Annotated in this window: 12 protein-coding genes; 11 read left to right on the top strand and 1 reads right to left on the bottom strand. The window is 60.5% G+C overall.

The genetic code is table 11. The annotated features are described in order from the left end of the window. Positions 1–2: 2 nt before the first annotated feature. Genes atpG through atpC form a run of 3 tightly spaced genes read left to right on the top strand, consistent with a single transcriptional unit; the run spans position 3 to position 2,737 of the window. Complete coding sequence (gene atpG / locus D5270_RS08120; protein ID WP_166543629.1) at positions 3–902, top strand: ATP synthase F1 subunit gamma; 900 nt, start codon at positions 3–5, stop codon at positions 900–902. Between the two features lie 15 nt (positions 903–917). After that, positions 918–2,321 carry a F0F1 ATP synthase subunit beta gene (gene atpD, locus D5270_RS08115; protein WP_207709339.1) on the top strand — a complete coding sequence of 468 codons (1,404 nt, stop codon included), beginning with the start codon at positions 918–920 and terminating at the stop codon, positions 2,319–2,321. Then, positions 2,321–2,737 (top strand): ATP synthase F1 subunit epsilon, encoded by a 417-nt coding sequence (gene atpC / locus D5270_RS08110; protein ID WP_161472974.1) that lies wholly within the window; start codon positions 2,321–2,323, stop codon positions 2,735–2,737. Before atpD ends, atpC begins: the two co-directional genes overlap by 1 nt. Before the next feature lie 40 nt (positions 2,738–2,777). On the opposite strand, the gene D5270_RS08105 is transcribed toward atpC, so the two are convergent. Next, positions 2,778–3,095, bottom strand: coding sequence for a helix-turn-helix domain-containing protein (locus tag D5270_RS08105; RefSeq protein WP_161472975.1), 318 nt, complete (start codon positions 3,093–3,095; stop codon positions 2,778–2,780). A 126-nt stretch (positions 3,096–3,221) separates the two neighbouring features. Here D5270_RS08105 and D5270_RS08100 point away from each other — a divergent pair, with 126 nt between their 5' ends. The 8 genes from D5270_RS08100 to D5270_RS08065 all read left to right on the top strand — a co-directional run bounded on the left by D5270_RS08100 (position 3,222) and on the right by D5270_RS08065 (position 16,470). Next, entirely contained in the window at positions 3,222–3,485 is a 264-nt protein-coding gene (locus D5270_RS08100; RefSeq protein WP_166543627.1) for a hypothetical protein, read from the top strand. Positions 3,486–3,945: 460 nt separating this feature from the next. Next, on the top strand, positions 3,946–4,878 hold the full coding sequence (gene pyrB / locus D5270_RS08095; RefSeq protein WP_166543626.1) for an aspartate carbamoyltransferase: 933 nt from the start codon (positions 3,946–3,948) through the stop codon (positions 4,876–4,878). Between the two features lie 6 nt (positions 4,879–4,884). Continuing rightward, a complete protein-coding gene (locus D5270_RS08090) occupies positions 4,885–6,234 on the top strand; it encodes a hypothetical protein (protein WP_166543625.1) in 1,350 nt (449 codons plus the stop codon). Between the two features lie 53 nt (positions 6,235–6,287). After that, entirely contained in the window at positions 6,288–7,658 is a 1,371-nt protein-coding gene (locus tag D5270_RS08085; RefSeq protein ID WP_166543624.1) for an ABC transporter substrate-binding protein, read from the top strand. Between the two features lie 15 nt (positions 7,659–7,673). Then, positions 7,674–8,099 (top strand): aspartate carbamoyltransferase regulatory subunit, encoded by a 426-nt coding sequence (locus D5270_RS08080; protein ID WP_166543623.1) that lies wholly within the window; start codon positions 7,674–7,676, stop codon positions 8,097–8,099. Positions 8,100–8,126: 27 nt separating this feature from the next. Next, complete coding sequence (gene addA / locus D5270_RS08075) at positions 8,127–11,633, top strand: helicase-exonuclease AddAB subunit AddA (RefSeq protein ID WP_166543622.1); 3,507 nt, start codon at positions 8,127–8,129, stop codon at positions 11,631–11,633. Beyond that, a complete protein-coding gene (locus D5270_RS08070; protein WP_166543621.1) occupies positions 11,611–13,788 on the top strand; it encodes a beta-mannosidase in 2,178 nt (725 codons plus the stop codon). The genes addA and D5270_RS08070 overlap by 23 nt, the downstream gene beginning before the upstream one ends. A gap of 24 nt (positions 13,789–13,812) precedes the next feature. After that, on the top strand, positions 13,813–16,470 hold the full coding sequence (locus D5270_RS08065) for a translation factor GTPase family protein (RefSeq protein WP_166543620.1): 2,658 nt from the start codon (positions 13,813–13,815) through the stop codon (positions 16,468–16,470). The last annotated feature ends 41 nt before the right edge of the window (positions 16,471–16,511 follow it).

Raw genomic sequence — 16,511 nt, 5'->3', positions numbered from 1 at the left:
ATATGCCCGGCACCAGGGAGATAAAGACCCATATGCAGAGCGTGGCCGAGACCAGGAAGATAACCAACGCCATGTATCTCATAGCCTCCACAAAGCTGCGCAAAGCCCGTGCCGAGCTTGAGAACACCCGCCCCTACTTCAACGCCCTCCAGGGTGAGATAAAGCGGATATTCCGAAACGTCCGGAATGTGGAGAGCCACTTCTTCTATCCCGACGAGGGTATGCCCGCCCTGGACGGCACCTACGGTTGCCTTGTAATAACGGCGGACAAGGGGCTCGCCGGGTCCTATAACCAGAACGCCATAAAGGAGGCGCTGCACATTTTGGAGCAGCACCCGGACACAAAGCTGTTCGTTGTGGGGGAATACGGCAGAAGGTACTTTGACCAGCACAATATCCCCATCGAGCACAGCTTCCTCTACACCGCCCAGAACCCCACAATGATGCGGGCAAGGGAGATAAGCGCACTTCTGCTGGACGGTTTTAACCATGGACAGCTGCAGAAGATATTCGTGGTCTATACGGACATGGAGAACAGCATGAGCTTCCGCGCCCGGTCCACAAGGCTGCTGCCCTTCCACCGGACCTACTTTGTGGACACCGCCGAGCACGAGAAGACCGTCAGCGAGCCCTTTGAGTTCCTGCCGGACGCAAAGGCCGTGCTTCACAATATCATGCGCAGCTATGTGTCGGGCTTTATATACTCCGCGCTGATAGACAGCTTTTGCTGTGAGCAGAACGCCCGCATGACCGCCATGGACAACGCCAACCGCAACGCCGAGGAGCTCATGGGCGAGCTGTCTTTAGAGTACAACCGCGTGCGCCAGTCGGCCATAACCCAGGAGATAACCGAAATCTCTGCGGGGGCCAGGGCTCAACGCAGACGAAAGGAAGGAGAGTGATACCCAATGGATAACCTGGAACGTGGTATCATCGTACAGATATCCGGCCCGGTGGTGGACGTGGAGCTGGTGAGCGGTGCGCTCCCAAGACTCCGGGAAAAGCTCACCGTAGAGTTGAAGGGTGAAATCAGGGTGATGGAGGTGTCCCAGCACCTGTCCGGGAGCACGGTGCGTTGCGTCATGCTCTCCCCCAGCGAGGGGCTTCAAAGGGGCCTGGCGGTAGCCGTGCCCGGGAAGACCATAGAGGTCCCCGTGGGCACAGCTACCCTGGGCCGCATGTTCAACGTGCTGGGGGAGCCCATCGACGGCAAAGGGCCCGTGCCCGAGGGCACCCCGGTAAAAAGCATATACAGGAAGGCCCCCAGCTTTGAGGAGCAGAGCCCTGCCGTAGAGATACTTGAGACGGGCCTGAAGGTCATAGACCTGCTGGAGCCCTACCCCAGGGGCGGCAAGATAGGCCTCTTCGGGGGCGCGGGCGTCGGCAAGACCGTGCTCATACAGGAGCTTATACATAACGTAGCCATGGAGCACGGCGGCTACTCCATCTTCACCGGCGTGGGCGAGCGCAGCCGCGAGGGAAACGACCTGTGGCGGGAAATGCAGGAGAGCGGCGTCAGCAGCAAGACCGCCCTGGTCTTCGGGCAGATGAACGAGTCCCCGGGCGTGCGCATGAGGGTGGCCCTCTCCGGGCTCACCATGGCTGAGCATTTCCGCGACGCCGAGCATAAGGACGTGCTCTTGTTTATAGACAATATCTTCAGGTTTGTCCAGGCAGGCAGCGAGGTCTCCACCCTTCTCGGGCGTATGCCCTCGGCGGTGGGCTACCAGCCGACCCTTGCCAACGAGATGGGCGAGCTGCAGGAGCGCATAACCTCCACAAAGGATGGCTCGGTCACATCGGTACAGGCAGTGTACGTTCCCGCCGACGACCTTACCGACCCTGCCACAGCCACCACCTTCGCACATCTTGACGCCACCACCGTTTTAAGCCGCAAGATATCCGAGCAGGGCATTTACCCCGCCGTGGACCCCCTGGCCTCCACCTCCCGAATACTTGAGGCGGATATAGTGGGCGAGGAGCACTACCGAATCGCAAGGAAATGCCAGGAGATTCTTGAGAAGTACAGCGAGCTCCAGGACATAATCGCCATTTTGGGCATGGATGAGCTCAGCGAGGAGGACCGCCGGATAGTGGGCCGCGCAAGAAGGCTCCAGCGCTTCTTCGCCCAGCCCACCCATGTGGCCGAGAAATTCACCGGCCTGCCGGGAATCTACGTCCCCCTGAAGGACACCCTTGAGAGCTTCGGCGCCCTGGTGGACGGCGAGCTGGACCAGTACCCCGAGGCCGCCTTCTATAACGTGGGCACCTGGCGGGACGTGGTGGAGAAGTCCAGAAAGCTGGAAGCGGGTGAGGCCTGATGGAGCTGTTTCAGGTGCATATTTTGGCGGCAGACCGCACATTTTACGACGGCCCCTGCATAAGCCTCACCGTCCCCACCAGCGACGGCGAGCTTGGTATTCTGGCCCACCACAGCCCCATAATAGCCGCCGTCCAGCCCGGCACCCTCCGATACCAGGCCCCCGGCGGGGACGTGCAGCTTGCGGCTGTGTCCCCGGGAATGGTGAAGGTGGAGAACAACGAGGTGCTGGTGCTGGTGGACTCCGCCGAGAGGCCCGAGGAGATAGACGCCGCCCGGGCCCAGCGTGAGGCCGACCAGGCCCGGGAAGCCATACTCCAGAAGAAATCCATCCAGGAGTACCAGGTGGCCCAGGGCACCCTTGCCCGGGCGCTGAACAGGCTCCGGGTCAAGTCCAGCTATACCGGAAAGCATTGAGAGAGCAAAGAGAAAGCACCGTCTGCCGCGGCGCTTTCTCTTATTCTTTAAGGTAGTTTTTTATCACAAGCTGTATGCTGTCCTTCTCATCCCGGGACAACCGCCGGTAGTCCCTCAACAGAGCCCACTCCTCCCGGCTGAGCTCCGGGGCGCCTGCGGTGTCCGACGGGGTATAGCCAATCAGATAGTCCACGGTGGTGTTGAAGTAGTCGGCTAAAATCATCAGCGTACCGATGTCAGGCTCGATTTTCTGGCGCTCATACTTGTTTATGGACTGCTGGCTTATATTCAGATAGTCAGCCAGGGCCTGCTGGCTGATGCCCCTGCTCATCCTGAGGCTGCGGAGATTCTTTACCATTTCTGTCACCCCCATGTATTATACTAACAACGCAAGGTTGTTATTCATACCTAATTAGAGGCGTAAGCTCTTGGTTGACAACAACTTTAAGTTGTGGTATATTTCTCTAAAGGAAGGGGGTCTCATATGGCGAGCCTTATAACGGTCCTGCTTGTGGGCATACCGCTGGCACTCTTGGTGCGGGTGCTTTTTGGCTTTACCATGAAGCGGGTAATGTCCGATAAGTGCTATAAAAAGGACTGGTTCTGGCCGGGGTTTGCCTTCGGGGCCCTGGCGCTTCTGTTCTCCCTCTCAAAGCCAGACCTGCGGCCCCGGCAGAAAGGGCCTCCCCCGGCGGATACGGATGTATCCGAGTTTTTTACTGGGGGCGGGCGGGGTATTTTCCACTGACTTTATACATTGCCTCTTGCAAATTTATATATGGCGTGTTATAATATGGACGTAGAAGAGACACTCCATATCTTCACCAAAAAAGAACCCCCCGGACTGCTACTCCGGGGGGTTCCCTTTAACCTATGCTCACTTGTCGCCGGGCCCATCTTCGTCGAGCCATTTGCATATGTAGTACGTTACCACACCTGCTATGACGGAGATGATGAAGCTGTCGAGCCACTCCATATCAATCACCTCCTCTCTGTTGCCAGAGGGTTCGGCAAGCAGGTATATGATACCATGTTTTGACAGGATAGTCAACGTCCGGACAGAGTTCGTTTTCGCTCCGGCGCTTCCCTTTTTTCTTGACACATCCCCCCCAATCAGGTATAATTTAATAATGAACACAGCCGCGGGTTATGTTGCCCGCGGCTGTTTCTGCAAAATGCACCATATACCCAGGAAAGGCGGTAAATATATGCGTCACCTTATAGACCCACTGGATTTTAACATGGAGGAGACCGGCAGGCTTTTGGAGCTTGCAGCCGGTATACTTCAAAGGCCCGGGGACTATGCCCACTGCTGCGACGGCAAAATCCTTGCCACCCTGTTCTTCGAGCCCAGCACCCGCACGCGCCTCAGCTTCGAGTCTGCCATGCTGCGCCTGGGGGGGCAGGTTTTAGGCTTCTCCTCGGCGGGAAGCAGCTCCGCCTCAAAGGGTGAGAGCGTCGCGGACACCATACGCATGATATCCGGCTACGCCGATATCGCCGCCATGCGGCACTTTAAGGAGGGGGCACCCTTCGTTGCCGCCCGGTACTCAAAAATACCCGTAGTAAACGCCGGCGACGGCGGACACCAGCACCCCACCCAGACCCTCACAGACCTTTTCACCATCAGGAGAAAACGGGGGGAGATAGGGAACCTCACCATCGGGCTCTGCGGCGACCTGAAATTTGGCCGCACTGTGCACTCCCTGATAAAGTCCCTGGTGCGCTATGAGAACGTGCGCTTTGTGCTCATCTCCCCCGAGGAGCTGCGCACGCCGGGATATATTGTGAAGGAGGTGCTCGAACCCTCAGGCCACGCCTTTAACGAGGCCCGCAAAATCGAGGAGGTCATGCCGGAGCTTGACGTGCTCTATATGACCCGCGTACAGCGGGAGCGCTTCTTCAACGAGGAGGACTATGTGCGCCTGAAGGACTCATATATCCTCACCCCCGAAAAACTCAGAAGTGCCAAAAAGGACCTGGTGATAATGCACCCGCTCCCCAGGGTCAACGAGATAGACCAGCTTGTGGACGAGGACCCCAGGGCCATGTACTTCGAGCAGGCCAGAGGCGGCGTGTTTGTCAGGATGGCGCTGATACTGGCGCTGCTGGGGATTGAGTCGGATGTTTTGGGGAAGTGAACTAATATGAAAAAATTTATTGCTTTGATAATGTCTGCTCTTTTACTCTACCTCGCCGGGTGCAAAGTGGATCAGAAGGACGTACCCTCCGACCCCGAGACCACCGAGCCCCTGCGGGTATTTATAGACGTGGAGTTTGGAAGCCACGTGTTCACGCCCATAGAGCAGCTCCTGGACGAATATGAGGTGGAGCAAAAGAAGGGCAGCACAACAACAAGTTATAAGAAGTTCCAGGATGTGATAACGGAGCTGGGCGGCCCGGAGGACATTGAGCTGGAGCTTGCCCCGAAATGCGGAAATGAGAGGGATATCTTCCTTACTGCCCTGCGCACGGAGATGATGTCCGGCAAGGGGCCTGACCTGTTCATAACCCTGAGCGGCTACGGCAACCATTGGGACGACCCCTCCCTGACTGAGATGTGCAGGACGTACTCCCTGTTCCAGTTCCCCCAGCAGGCCATGAAACGCAATATGTTCCTGCCCCTGGACAGCTATATCGAGAAGGCCCAGTTCATGGAGTGGGACAAGCTCACGCCGGTCATTATGGAGGCAGGGCGCACCGATAAGGGACAGCTGCTGCTCCCCATGACCTACACCGTACCGGTCGGCATTTTTAAGAGCGGGGACGTGGACTTCCCCCTTGACCCGGGGCTCAGCTGGCGCGATATGCTCTCCGGTCCCCCGGCGGCCCAGGTTTCCGCGGCGAGTTCCCATGCCTCACTGCAGAGCGCGGCCCTCTGGCCCATTGCGGACTATGAGCACGACAAGCTGGCCCTGACCGAGGAGGAGCTTTTAGAGTACGTAGCCGCCCGGGCGGAGGCCGGGGAGCGGTTAAAGTCAGAGAGGGTGCCCGAGGGCTCCGTGTCCAGTCTTATTCCCAATTACTGGTTCGACGAGGGAATCAGCTCCGAAGACGAGCTGACTATGATACCCCTCTACTCCCGCAGCGGCGGATACTCGGCAGTAATCACCAGCTTCATTGGCATAAACGCTAACACAAAGCGCCCGGACGACGCGTTCTTTATCGCCGACTACCTTATGAGCAAGGAGGGCCAGCAGTCGAAGCTCTATGCCCACATGACCTCGGGCAGCGCCGTCCCCACCATGGAGGGGCTCCTATCCGGCCGGGGCTGGGGCGTAAGCGACGCCGGTGACTCGTATGTCTATATGCCGGAGAACCTCTATAAAGAATTTGTGAAGGTCAGAGACAATATTTCCGGCGCGGAGTTCTACACGCCCCTTGACGCGGAGCTTTTCAGCCTGTATTCAGAGCTTTTTGACGGCGAGGAAAAGCCGCTGGAGGAGCTGGTGCACGAGTTCTATATGCGCATGAACATGATTTTGGCGGAATCATAATTTTTCATAAGAGGTGTATGAAAATGAAAAAAGCTTTTGCTGTTTTGATGTGTATGGTTATGCTGGTTCTCACCGGGTGCAGGCCAGGCGGGGAGAGCGAGGCTCCGAAGGTCCCGGTTGGCGGGGAAAGCGGGGCGCCGGAGGTCTCGGAGAGCGGGGAGCAGGAGCCCCTGCGGGTCTTCGTCGACATAGAGTACAGCAGTTGTATATTGTCCCCTGCCCTTCGGGAGTACCTGAACGAATACGAGGAGGCCTCCACTAAAAACGGCCGTAAGCTCCACAACAGCTTCGAGACAGTGATTAAAAACCTGGGCGGCCCGAAGCTTGAGCTGGAGTTCCCGCCCGACGACGCCTCCAAGCGTGAGCCTTATCTCACCAACCTCCGCACGGAGATACTTGCCGGCAAGGGTCCGGACGTCTTCGTCTGCGCCACCGGCTGGCATTACAGGCAGGACTCGAATGACCCTGCTGGCGACGGCGAGATGTACCCGCTGTTTAACTTCCCCCACAGTGTCATGAAGCGCAATATCTTCCTCTCCCTTGATGAATACATCCCCGATTTCCAGTTCACCCAATGGGATAATTTGACCCCCGTCGTCATGGACGCGGGCAAGTACAAGGACACCCAGTACATCCTCCCCATGGCCTATACCGTCCCCATGACCGTCTTCAAAAAGTCCGACTTCGAGCATACCCCCACTAAGGACATGACCTGGGACGAAATGCTGGAAAGCGGCCCCGAGCTCAAAGCCGCCGCCTCCGTCTACTACGACTACATGAGCTGCGCCCTCATGCCCCTCTCTGCCCCCGATAAGGACGAGCTCACCTTCACCGAGGAGGAGCTCCTGGACTTCATGACAGAGAGAGCCGCGGCAAATCAGGAGTCCCTCTCCAACGACTCTCTCCCCCCCTTCTTCGACACCGCGCTCTCCGTGGACTTCAACGACGAGTTCGCCCTCCCTGAAGGCTTCACCACTGACGACGAGCTCACTTTCGTACCCCTCTATTCCCGCGCCGGCGGCGTCAGCGCCGCCATCACCAGCTTCGCCGCCGTGAACGCCAACACCCGAAGCCCCCAGGCCGCCGTCTTTCTCGTGGACTACCTCCTGGGTGAGGAGTGCCAGCGCTCCACCGTCTACGCCTACCACACTCTGAGCAACTCCATCCCTGTGATGGAGGGCCTTATGCAGAATGATAACCCCGTCTCCATGGGAGATAAAACCGCCTGGTCCCTCTCTCCCGAAAACTACGACACACTATGCGCCCTTCGCGGCAGCATCACCCACGCCGAGTTCTGCACCCCCCTGGACCTGGAAATCTCCCGCCTCCCCTACTCCATATGGGGCCCCGATAACCAGAAGTCCCCCGAAACCCTGGTCCATGACGCTTATATGCGCATGAACATGATGCTGGCCGAATCATAAAAAGGAGGAAAACACATGCTAAACATCGACAGTATCGAAAACGGTATAGTGATAGACCACATCACCGCCGGGCGCGGTATGCGGGTCTATGAGCTTCTGGAGCTCCAGAAGCTGGACACCTGCGTGGCAATAATCAGGAACGCCCGCAGCAGCAAGTTCGGCAAGAAGGACATAATCAAGATAGAGGGCATGACGGACATAGACCTGGACGTTCTGGGCTTTATCGACGACCACGCCACCGTCTGCGTAATCCGGGACAGCAGGCTTGTTGAGAAGAAGCAGCCGAAGCTCCCAAAGAAGCTTGTGAACATCGTCAGCTGCAAAAACCCCAGGTGCATTACAAGCGTCGAGGACGTGGACCAGGTGTTCACCCTCTGCGACGAGGAGCAGCACCGCTACCGCTGCCGGTACTGCGAGCAGGTGCTGCACGACGAGGGATAATAAAGCTTTTATTCAGGGGGTGAGCAAGTGAAATGGACTGACAGCCAGTGGGACGCTATAGAGGCCAGAAAGGGGACCGTGCTCGTTGCCGCCGCCGCGGGCTCGGGGAAGACCGCCGTGCTTGTGCAGCGGGCCATTGAGCGGCTTATAGACGAGCATGACCCAACTCCCGCCAACCGCCTTCTGATAGTCACCTTCACCAAGGCGGCGGCGGCTGAAATGCGGGCAAGGCTGGAAGGGCGGCTCTATGAGCTCCTCCGGGAGGACCCGGGCAACCGGCTCCTGCGCCGCCAGAGCATACTCCTGCACCAGGCCCATATCGGCACGGTGGACAGCTTCTGCGCGGAGATGGTGCGGGAGTTCTTCCACCTTTTAGAGATATCCCCCAACTTCAAGATACTCTCAGACAAGCGGGAACAGGAGCTCATGAACGAGTCCCTTGAGGAGGCCCTGTCCGCCGCCTATGATAATGGCTCCGTGCAGGGGCTCTCCGACGCCTTCGCCGCCGAGCGGGACGACCGCCGGATTACAGGCATGGTGCTGACCCTCTACCGCTTTATGCAAAGCCACCCCTTCCCGGAGAAGTGGCTGAACGAGAAAATAGACATGTACTTCGCCGGGGACAGCTCCCCCTGGGAGCGGGTCATCCTGGAGTATGCCGCCGGCGCCGCCGAACACGCCGCCGCCCTTCTGGAGCGGGCCCTCTTCCTCTGCCAGAGCAGCGGCGCTGTGGAGGAGAGCTTCGCCCCTGTACTGTCTGCGGACCGGGAGGCCTGCCTTGCCCTGTGCGGCGCCGCCCGGGAGGGCAGCTGGGACCTTGCCTCACAGCTCCAAAGCTGCTGGGCCCCTGCAAGGCGCAAGCGGCTGCCTAAGGGCGCAGGAGACGACCCGCTGGTCCCAAGGCTTGAGGCGGTGCGGGGTGAGGTCAAGAAGATACTCTCCGGCCTCAGCCGCTGCCTGTCCGCCCCAAGTTCCTCCTGCCGTGAGGAGCTCATAAAGGCCGGCCCCCTGCTGAAAAGCCTCGGGGAGCTGACTCTGGCCTTTACAGGCCGCTATTCGGAAAAGAAGCGGCAGAAAGGCTTTCTTGATTACAGCGACCTTGAGCACTGCGCCATACGCCTTTTTGTCCGGGAGGACGGCTCCCCCACCCCCGCCGCCCTGGAGGTTGGCGGCAGGTTTGACGAGATAATGATAGACGAGTACCAGGATATAAACGAGGTCCAGGACAGTATCTTCCGGTCGGTGTCCAGAGAGGGCAAAAACCTCTTTATGGTGGGCGACGTGAAGCAGAGCATTTACGGCTTCAGGCGCGCCATGCCCGAAATATTCCTGCGCTGCCGCAGGGCCTTCGCAAAGTACAGCCGAACCGGGCCCAGCTACCCCGCCTATATCGTCCTCGACCGAAACTTCCGCTCCCGGCAGGAGGTCACGGATGCCGTAAACTTCGTCTTCTCCCAGCTTATGAGCCGTGACGCCGGGGATATCGACTATACCGGCGAGGAGCGCCTGGTTTACGGCGCGGACTTTGGCCCCAAGCCCGGCTGTGAGACCGAAGCCTGCTTCATCTCCCGGGGCAATGCGTCAGCCGAGACCGCCGAGGCCTCATATATCGCCAAAAGAATAAGGGAACTTATAGACGGCGGCTTCACCGTCAGCGAAGGGGATACGGAGCGTCCCGCGGCCTTCGGGGACTTCTGTATTCTGCTGAGAAGCGCCAATAAGTACGCCCATGTGTACGCCAGCGAGTTAAAGCGCTTGGGGATACCGGCAAGGGCCACTGTAAGCGGGGGCTTCTTCGCCGCCGCGGAGATACAGACCATGCTCTCCCTCCTGAGGGTGATAGACAACCCCAACCAGGACATCCCCCTTCTGGCCCTGCTCATGAGCCCCCTTTACGGCTTCTCTGCCGACGACGCCGCCAGGCTTAGGGCCGGGAATAAGGACGCCTCTGTATACGTCTCCCTTATAGGGGCGGCTGAGAGTGACCCCCGCTGCAGGAAGGCCATAGAGGAACTTGCCGCCCTTCGGAGCCTTGCCGCCACAATGCCAGCCGACGGCTTTCTCACCATGCTCTACACCCGCACCGGCTATACCGACATGGTGCTCGCCATGGACGAGGGCTCAGGCAGGCTTGCCAACCTGCATTTGCTGCAAAGGTACGCCCAGGAGTATGAGGGCTCCGGGTACCACGGGCTGTCGGGCTTTGTGCGCTTTCTGGACCGGCTCCGGGACTCCGGCACGGATTTGCAGGCCGCCGAGCTCCAGCCCAGCGGCGGGGACGCGGTGAACATTATGAGCATACACAAGTCCAAGGGCCTGCAGTTCCCTGTGTGTATAGTTGCCGGCTGCGGCAGGCAGTTCGCCGGGGACCAGGCCGAGGAGGTCCTTCTGCACCCGGAGCTGGGCCTGGGCGTGAAGCTCCGGGACCGCCGGGGCGTGGCAAAGTTCACCACCACCGCCCGGGAGGCCATCGCCCTTGAGACCGCCCGCTCCAACGCCGCCGAGGAGCTGCGGGTGCTCTACGTGGCCATGACCCGGGCCCAGGAGAAGCTTATCATGGTCTCCTCCGCCCCGGACATGGCCCAGAGCCTGCAGAAGGCCGCTATGGAGGCGGGGGGGCCCAGGGTGTCCCCCTTCACTGTGCGCAGGTCAAAGAGCGCCGCCCAGTGGCTCATGCTCTGCGCCCTGCGCCACCCGGACGGCGGGGAGCTGCGGGAGCTTGCCGGTATGGAGGAGGGCGTGCTATGCTCCGGCGGCGGCGCGCCCTGGAAAATATCCCTCACCGAATATGAGCCCGCAGAGGCCGCCGAGGCCCCCATAGAGGAGCAGGCGGCAGCGCCGGACCCCAGGCTCTACGCCGCCCTTAAGGCCCAGGCCGCCTTTTTGTACCCATATACGGATGTGCTGGACGTACCCGCAAAGGTCTCCGCCTCAAAGCTGGCTGCACAGCAGGGGGGCTCCCGGGAGCTGAACCTCTCCCGGCCCGCCTGGACGGGACAGCAGGGCATGACACCCGCCCAGCGGGGCATAGCCCTCCACGAGTTCATGCAGTTCGCCGACTTCCCCGCCGCCGCCAGGGACCCTAAGGCCGAGATACAGCGCCTGTCGGACCAGCTTTACCTCACCCCCGAGCAGGCAGGCGCAGTGGAGGTAAAGCGCGTGCGGGCATTTTTCAGCAGCCCCCTGGGACAAAGGGTGCTGGCCTCCCCCCAGGTGGAAAAGGAGCGGCGCTTCACCGCCGTGATACCCGCCGGAATGGCCCAGCCCGGGACTCCCGCTGGGGACGAGCCCGTGGTGCTCCAGGGCTCGGTGGACTGTACATTTATAGAGAACGGCAGGCTCAATATCATAGATTTTAAGACAGACCGGGTGGAGGACATGGAGGAGCTCTGGCGGCGGTATATCCTGCAGCTAAAGCTTTACGCTTACGCCATGAGGGAGGTCACAGGCCTTGCGATTGGAGAAATGTTCCTCTATTCCACCTGGCTCAGTGAGGGGAGTGGAAAGCTGTATGATGAAACAGAAACTGTATGAGGGCTGGACCCTGGAAATGCCCGGCGGCAGGCCCTGGGCCCGGGGCCAAAATATCACCTATGCCCGCCGCTTCACCCCGGACGAGGGTATGCTGGACTGCGGGGAGCTTATCCTACAATTTGGCTCCACTGGGGGCATAGCCGGTATCACCCTTAACGGCACCCCGCTTACGGACCCGAATGTACCCGCCCCCCATGAGCTCACAGTGACATGCCTTGTGCACAAGGGCATAAACACCCTGCTTATATCCCTTCATCCCGGGCGCATTCCGGAGCCCCGCCCTGATATCTCCCTGCCGGTAACACTATTGGGCCAGGAGGGCGCGCGGATAAATGATGTGAGCATAACCCAGACCCACCTTGACGGCAGCATACAGCTCCGCCTTGGGGTAAGCGCCGTCTCCTCCGGCAATCTTGAGCTTGCCGCCTCCCTCACAGACCCCCGGGGTACTGTGACTAAGTTCCCCAGCCTCCCCATGCTCCTCACCATAGAGGACCCCCAGCTCTGGTGGCCCCGGGGCTATGGCGGGCAGCCACTCTACACCGTCCGCGTCGAGGCAAAAATCGAGGACAGGGTCGTGGACTCCTGGGAGCGCAGAATCGGCCTGCGCACAGCCTCAGTGTCCATAGATAAGGACGAGTACGGCGAGAGCTTCGCCCATGAGATAAACGGCGTAAAAATCTTCGCCATGGGCGCGGTCTATATCCCCAAGGAGAATATCCTGTCCCGGCCCACCCCTCAGAGCACCCGCCGCCTGCTGGAGGACGCCGCCCTTGCAAACTTCAACTGCATAAGGGTCCGGGGCAGCGGCTGCTACCCCGACGACTCCTTCTACGACGCCTGCGACGAGCTGGGGCTGATGGTCTGGCAGGACTTTATATTCTCCGGCTCCGGCTATGAGCTCACGCCGGGCCTTGCCGCTGATGTCAGAAGGGAGGTCCGGGACAATGTTACCCGCCTTAAGCACCACCCCTCCATAGTCCTCTGGTGCGGTAATAACCGGCTGGAGCTCTCCGCCGCCGCAGGGGGAACAACGCCCCGGCAGAGGGCCGACTATATCCGGCTCTTTGAGTACATTATACCCACCGAGCTTAGAGAGCTGGACCACGACGCCTTTTACTGGCCCTCAAGCCCCTCCTCAGGGGGCGGCTTCGATGAGCCGGACAGCTTAAACAGCGGCGACGCCCACCCAAAGTGTTCCGACCGAAGCGGCCCCGGGCGATACGTCTCGGCCTTCGGCACCCCCTCATGCCCCTGCCTGCCCACAGTGGAAAGCTTCACTAAGCCATCGGAGCGCAACCTATTCTCCCGGGCCATGGAGGAGCACTCGGAAACCCCGGGCCATACGGCCCATATTATGGCAAATATCCAGCGGCACTACCTCTGCCCCACCTCCTTCGACATCCTTATCTACGCCTCCCAGCTGGCACAGGCCGAAATACTCCGCTCTGCCGCCCAGCACTACCGGCAGCACCGGGGCCGCTGTATGGGGGCCCTGTTCAGGCAGCTTAACGACAGCCGCCCTGAAATCTCCTGCTCCTCTATGGACTGCTTCGGGCGCTGGAAAGCCCTGCACTACTTTGCCCGGCGCTTCTTTGAGCCCCTCCTGCTCTCCTGTGAGGAGCCGGGTATGCCCGCCCAAAGCCCGGATACCGGTGCCGGGCCCTCTGATACGGAAAAAGGCGTGCGCCTCTGTGTCACCAACGATACCCTGTCCCCCCGCACGGTGCTTATAAAGTGGGCCCTGCGCAACAGCCACAGCCGCGTCATAAGGGAGGAGACTATCTCCCTCACCGTGCCCCCCCTGCAGAGCGCCCGGCTCGACCGGGTTCCCCTGCCTGAAGCAGACATTTTCAGGGACTTTGTGAGCTATGCCCTCTATGAAAAGGGCGTGCCTGTCAGCTTCGGGACGGCCCTTTTTGTCCCGCCCAAATACTACAGCTTCCGGGACCCCCAGCTTCAGTGCCGTCTTGAGGGCGGCGAAATTATAGTCTCCTCCAAGTCCTTCGCCAGGGGCGTAGAGATACGCAATGCCGCAGAAGACCTGATACTCAGCGACAACTATTTCGACATGCTCCCCGGCGAGCGCCGTATAAAGATTCTCCGCGGCAGCCTCCAAAGCCTGAGGCTCCGCAGCGTGTACGATATAAAATAGCCCCCAGAAAGGAGCGCAAGCCCCATGCGCAAGCTCACCGCCGGTATACTAGCCCATGTTGACGCCGGAAAAACCACCCTGTCCGAAGCCCTCCTCTACCGGGGCGGCGCCCTGCGCACCCTCGGCCGCGTAGACCACGCCGACGCCTTCCTGGACCACGACCAGCTTGAGCGCGAGCGGGGAATCACCATATTCCTCAAGCAGGCCGTCCTCACCCTCCCCGGCCTGGAGCTCACCCTTTTAGACACCCCGGGTCACGTGGACTTTGCCGCCGAGGCTGAGCGCACCCTCCAGGTCCTGGACTGCGCCATCCTTGTGGTCTCCGCCCCGGACGGCCCCCAGGGCCATACCCTCACCCTATGGCGGCTTTTGGAGCGCTCTGGCGTCCCTGTGTTCCTCTTTCTCAACAAGATGGACCAGCCTGTTGACCGGGACGGTCTCCTTGAGAAGCTCCGGCGCAGCCTCTCCCCGGATATGCTGGACATGGACGGATACGGCAGCGAGAGCTTCTGGGAGTCCGCGGCCCTTGGGGACGAACGGGCCCTATCCGAATATCTGGAGACCGGCTCCCTTGACCCCGCCACCCTCCGCCGCCTTATCTCACAGCGCAAATGCTTTCCCTGCTTCTTCGGCAGCGCCCTCAAGCTCCGGGGTGTAGATGAGCTTCTTGAGGGCCTTGAAAAATTTGCCCCCCGCCCCAGGTGGGGCGAGGAATTTGCCGCCAGGGTCTATAAGATAACCCGGGACGACCGGGGCACACGCCTCACCCACGTGAAAATAACCGGCGGCTCGCTCCAGGTCAAGGCGAGCCTCAGCCTCCCCGGGGGCCAGGAGAAGGTGGACCAGATAAGGGTCTACTCCGGGGCGAAGTTCACCGCCCCGGGCTCCGTAGAGGCCGGGACCGTCTGCGCCCTTGTGGGCCTTAGCTCCACCCTCCCGGGACAGGCCCTCGGGGCTGAAAGCTCCGGCCCGCCACCGGCCCTGGAGCCAGCCATCGCCTACCGAATGCTCCTGCCCGAGGGCACTGAGGCCAACGCCGTGCTACCCAAGCTCCGGGAGCTCTCCGAGGAGGACCCACAGCTGCACCTTGAGTGGAACCAGTCTTTAGGCCAGATAACCGTGCGGCTGATGGGCAAAATTCAGGCCGAGATACTAAAGCGTGTCATTTCGGACCGCTTCGGCCTGGACGTTGAGTTCAGCCAGGGCAGCGTAGTCTATAAGGAGACCATCGCAAAGCCTGTGGAGGGCGTGGGGCACTTCGAGCCCCTGCGCCACTATGCCGAGGTACACCTGCTTTTGGAGCCCCTGCCTGCCGGTGCTGGCGTGGAGCTGGGCACCGTCTGCTCCGAGGACGACTTCGCGGGCAGCTGGCAGCGCCTTATCCTCACCCACCTGGCGGAAAAGATCTACCGGGGGGTGCTCACCGGCTCGGCCCTCACGGACGTGCGCATTACCCTTGTTTCAGGCCGCGCCCACTTAAAGCACACCGAGGGCGGCGACTTCCGCCAGGCCACCTACCGTGCCGTGCGCCAGGGGCTAATGAAGGCCCAGTCAATCCTTTTGGAGCCCTGGTACTCCCTGCATATTGAGATACCCACCGAGAGCTTCGGCCGCGCCCTCGGGGACATCCAGCGCATGGGCGGCGAGGCCGGCGCACCCCAGACGGTGGGCAATGATACCGTCATCGAGGCCAGCGTGCCTGTGGCGGCCTTTGGCGACTATGCCAGCGAGCTTGCCGCCTATACCAAGGGCCACGGGCGCATATCCTGCGCCCTGTCCGGCTATAAGCCCTGCCCGAACCAGGAGGCCGTAGTAAGCTCCTTTGGCTACGACCCCGACAAGGATTTGGACGACCCGCCGGGCTCGGTATTCTGCGGCCACGGGGCCAGCTTCCTTGTCCCCTGGGACAAGGTGTCCAGCTATATGCACCTCCCCGCCCTGAAGCTCAATGAGGACGGCATCCCTTTTGTGGAGGCTCCCGGAGGGCCCGGCCCCTCTCCCCGGGAGTCCCGCCCATTAGCGCCACTTGAGGCCGACAAGGAGCTGCTTGCCATCTTCGAGCGCACCTACGGCCCCATCAAGCCCCGGGCCTTTGAGCCTGCCCCCCGCCCCAAGCGCCCTCCCTCTCCCCCTTCAGGCGAGGGCCCGGACCGGTACAGGCCCATAGAGCTCCCGCCTCAGGGCCCGGAGTATCTACTTGTGGACGGCTATAATATGATTTTCGCCTGGGACGAGCTGAACGCCCTTGCAAAGCTGGACCTCTCCTCTGCCCGCACAGCCCTTGCGGACATCCTCTGCAACTATCAGGGCTTCAGGCAAAACCGCATTATTCTGGTCTTTGACGCCTATAAGGTCCCCGGGGGAGCCGGGTCTGTTGCCAAATACCATAACATCCATATTGTCTACACCAAAGAGGCCGAGACTGCCGACGCCTATATAGAAAAGGCCAGCTACCAGCTCACCAAAGAGCACCGCCGCGTCCTGGTTGCCAGCGCCGATTTTGCCGAGCAGCTGATTATCCTCGGGCATGGCGCACTGCGCATGTCCGCCCAGGAGCTCCGACTGGAGGTGGAGCAGGCCAACGGTGAAATCAGGGATATCCTGGAGCGTCAGGCCCTTCTCCCAAAGGGCAGCGGGGGTATGCGTGAGGCCTTCCGCAGGGCGATAGAGGACAAACATTAAGCGGGCCGGTCCCTAGGGACTGCCCGCTTTTTTCAATACTT

It is taken from the genome of Acutalibacter sp. 1XD8-36 (genome assembly GCF_009917525.1).
In the GTDB taxonomy this organism is placed as follows: Bacteria; Bacillota; Clostridia; order Oscillospirales; family Acutalibacteraceae; genus Acutalibacter.
The sequence above is the reverse complement of the archived record's forward strand: the minus strand, read 5'-3'. Positions and strand labels throughout refer to the sequence as shown.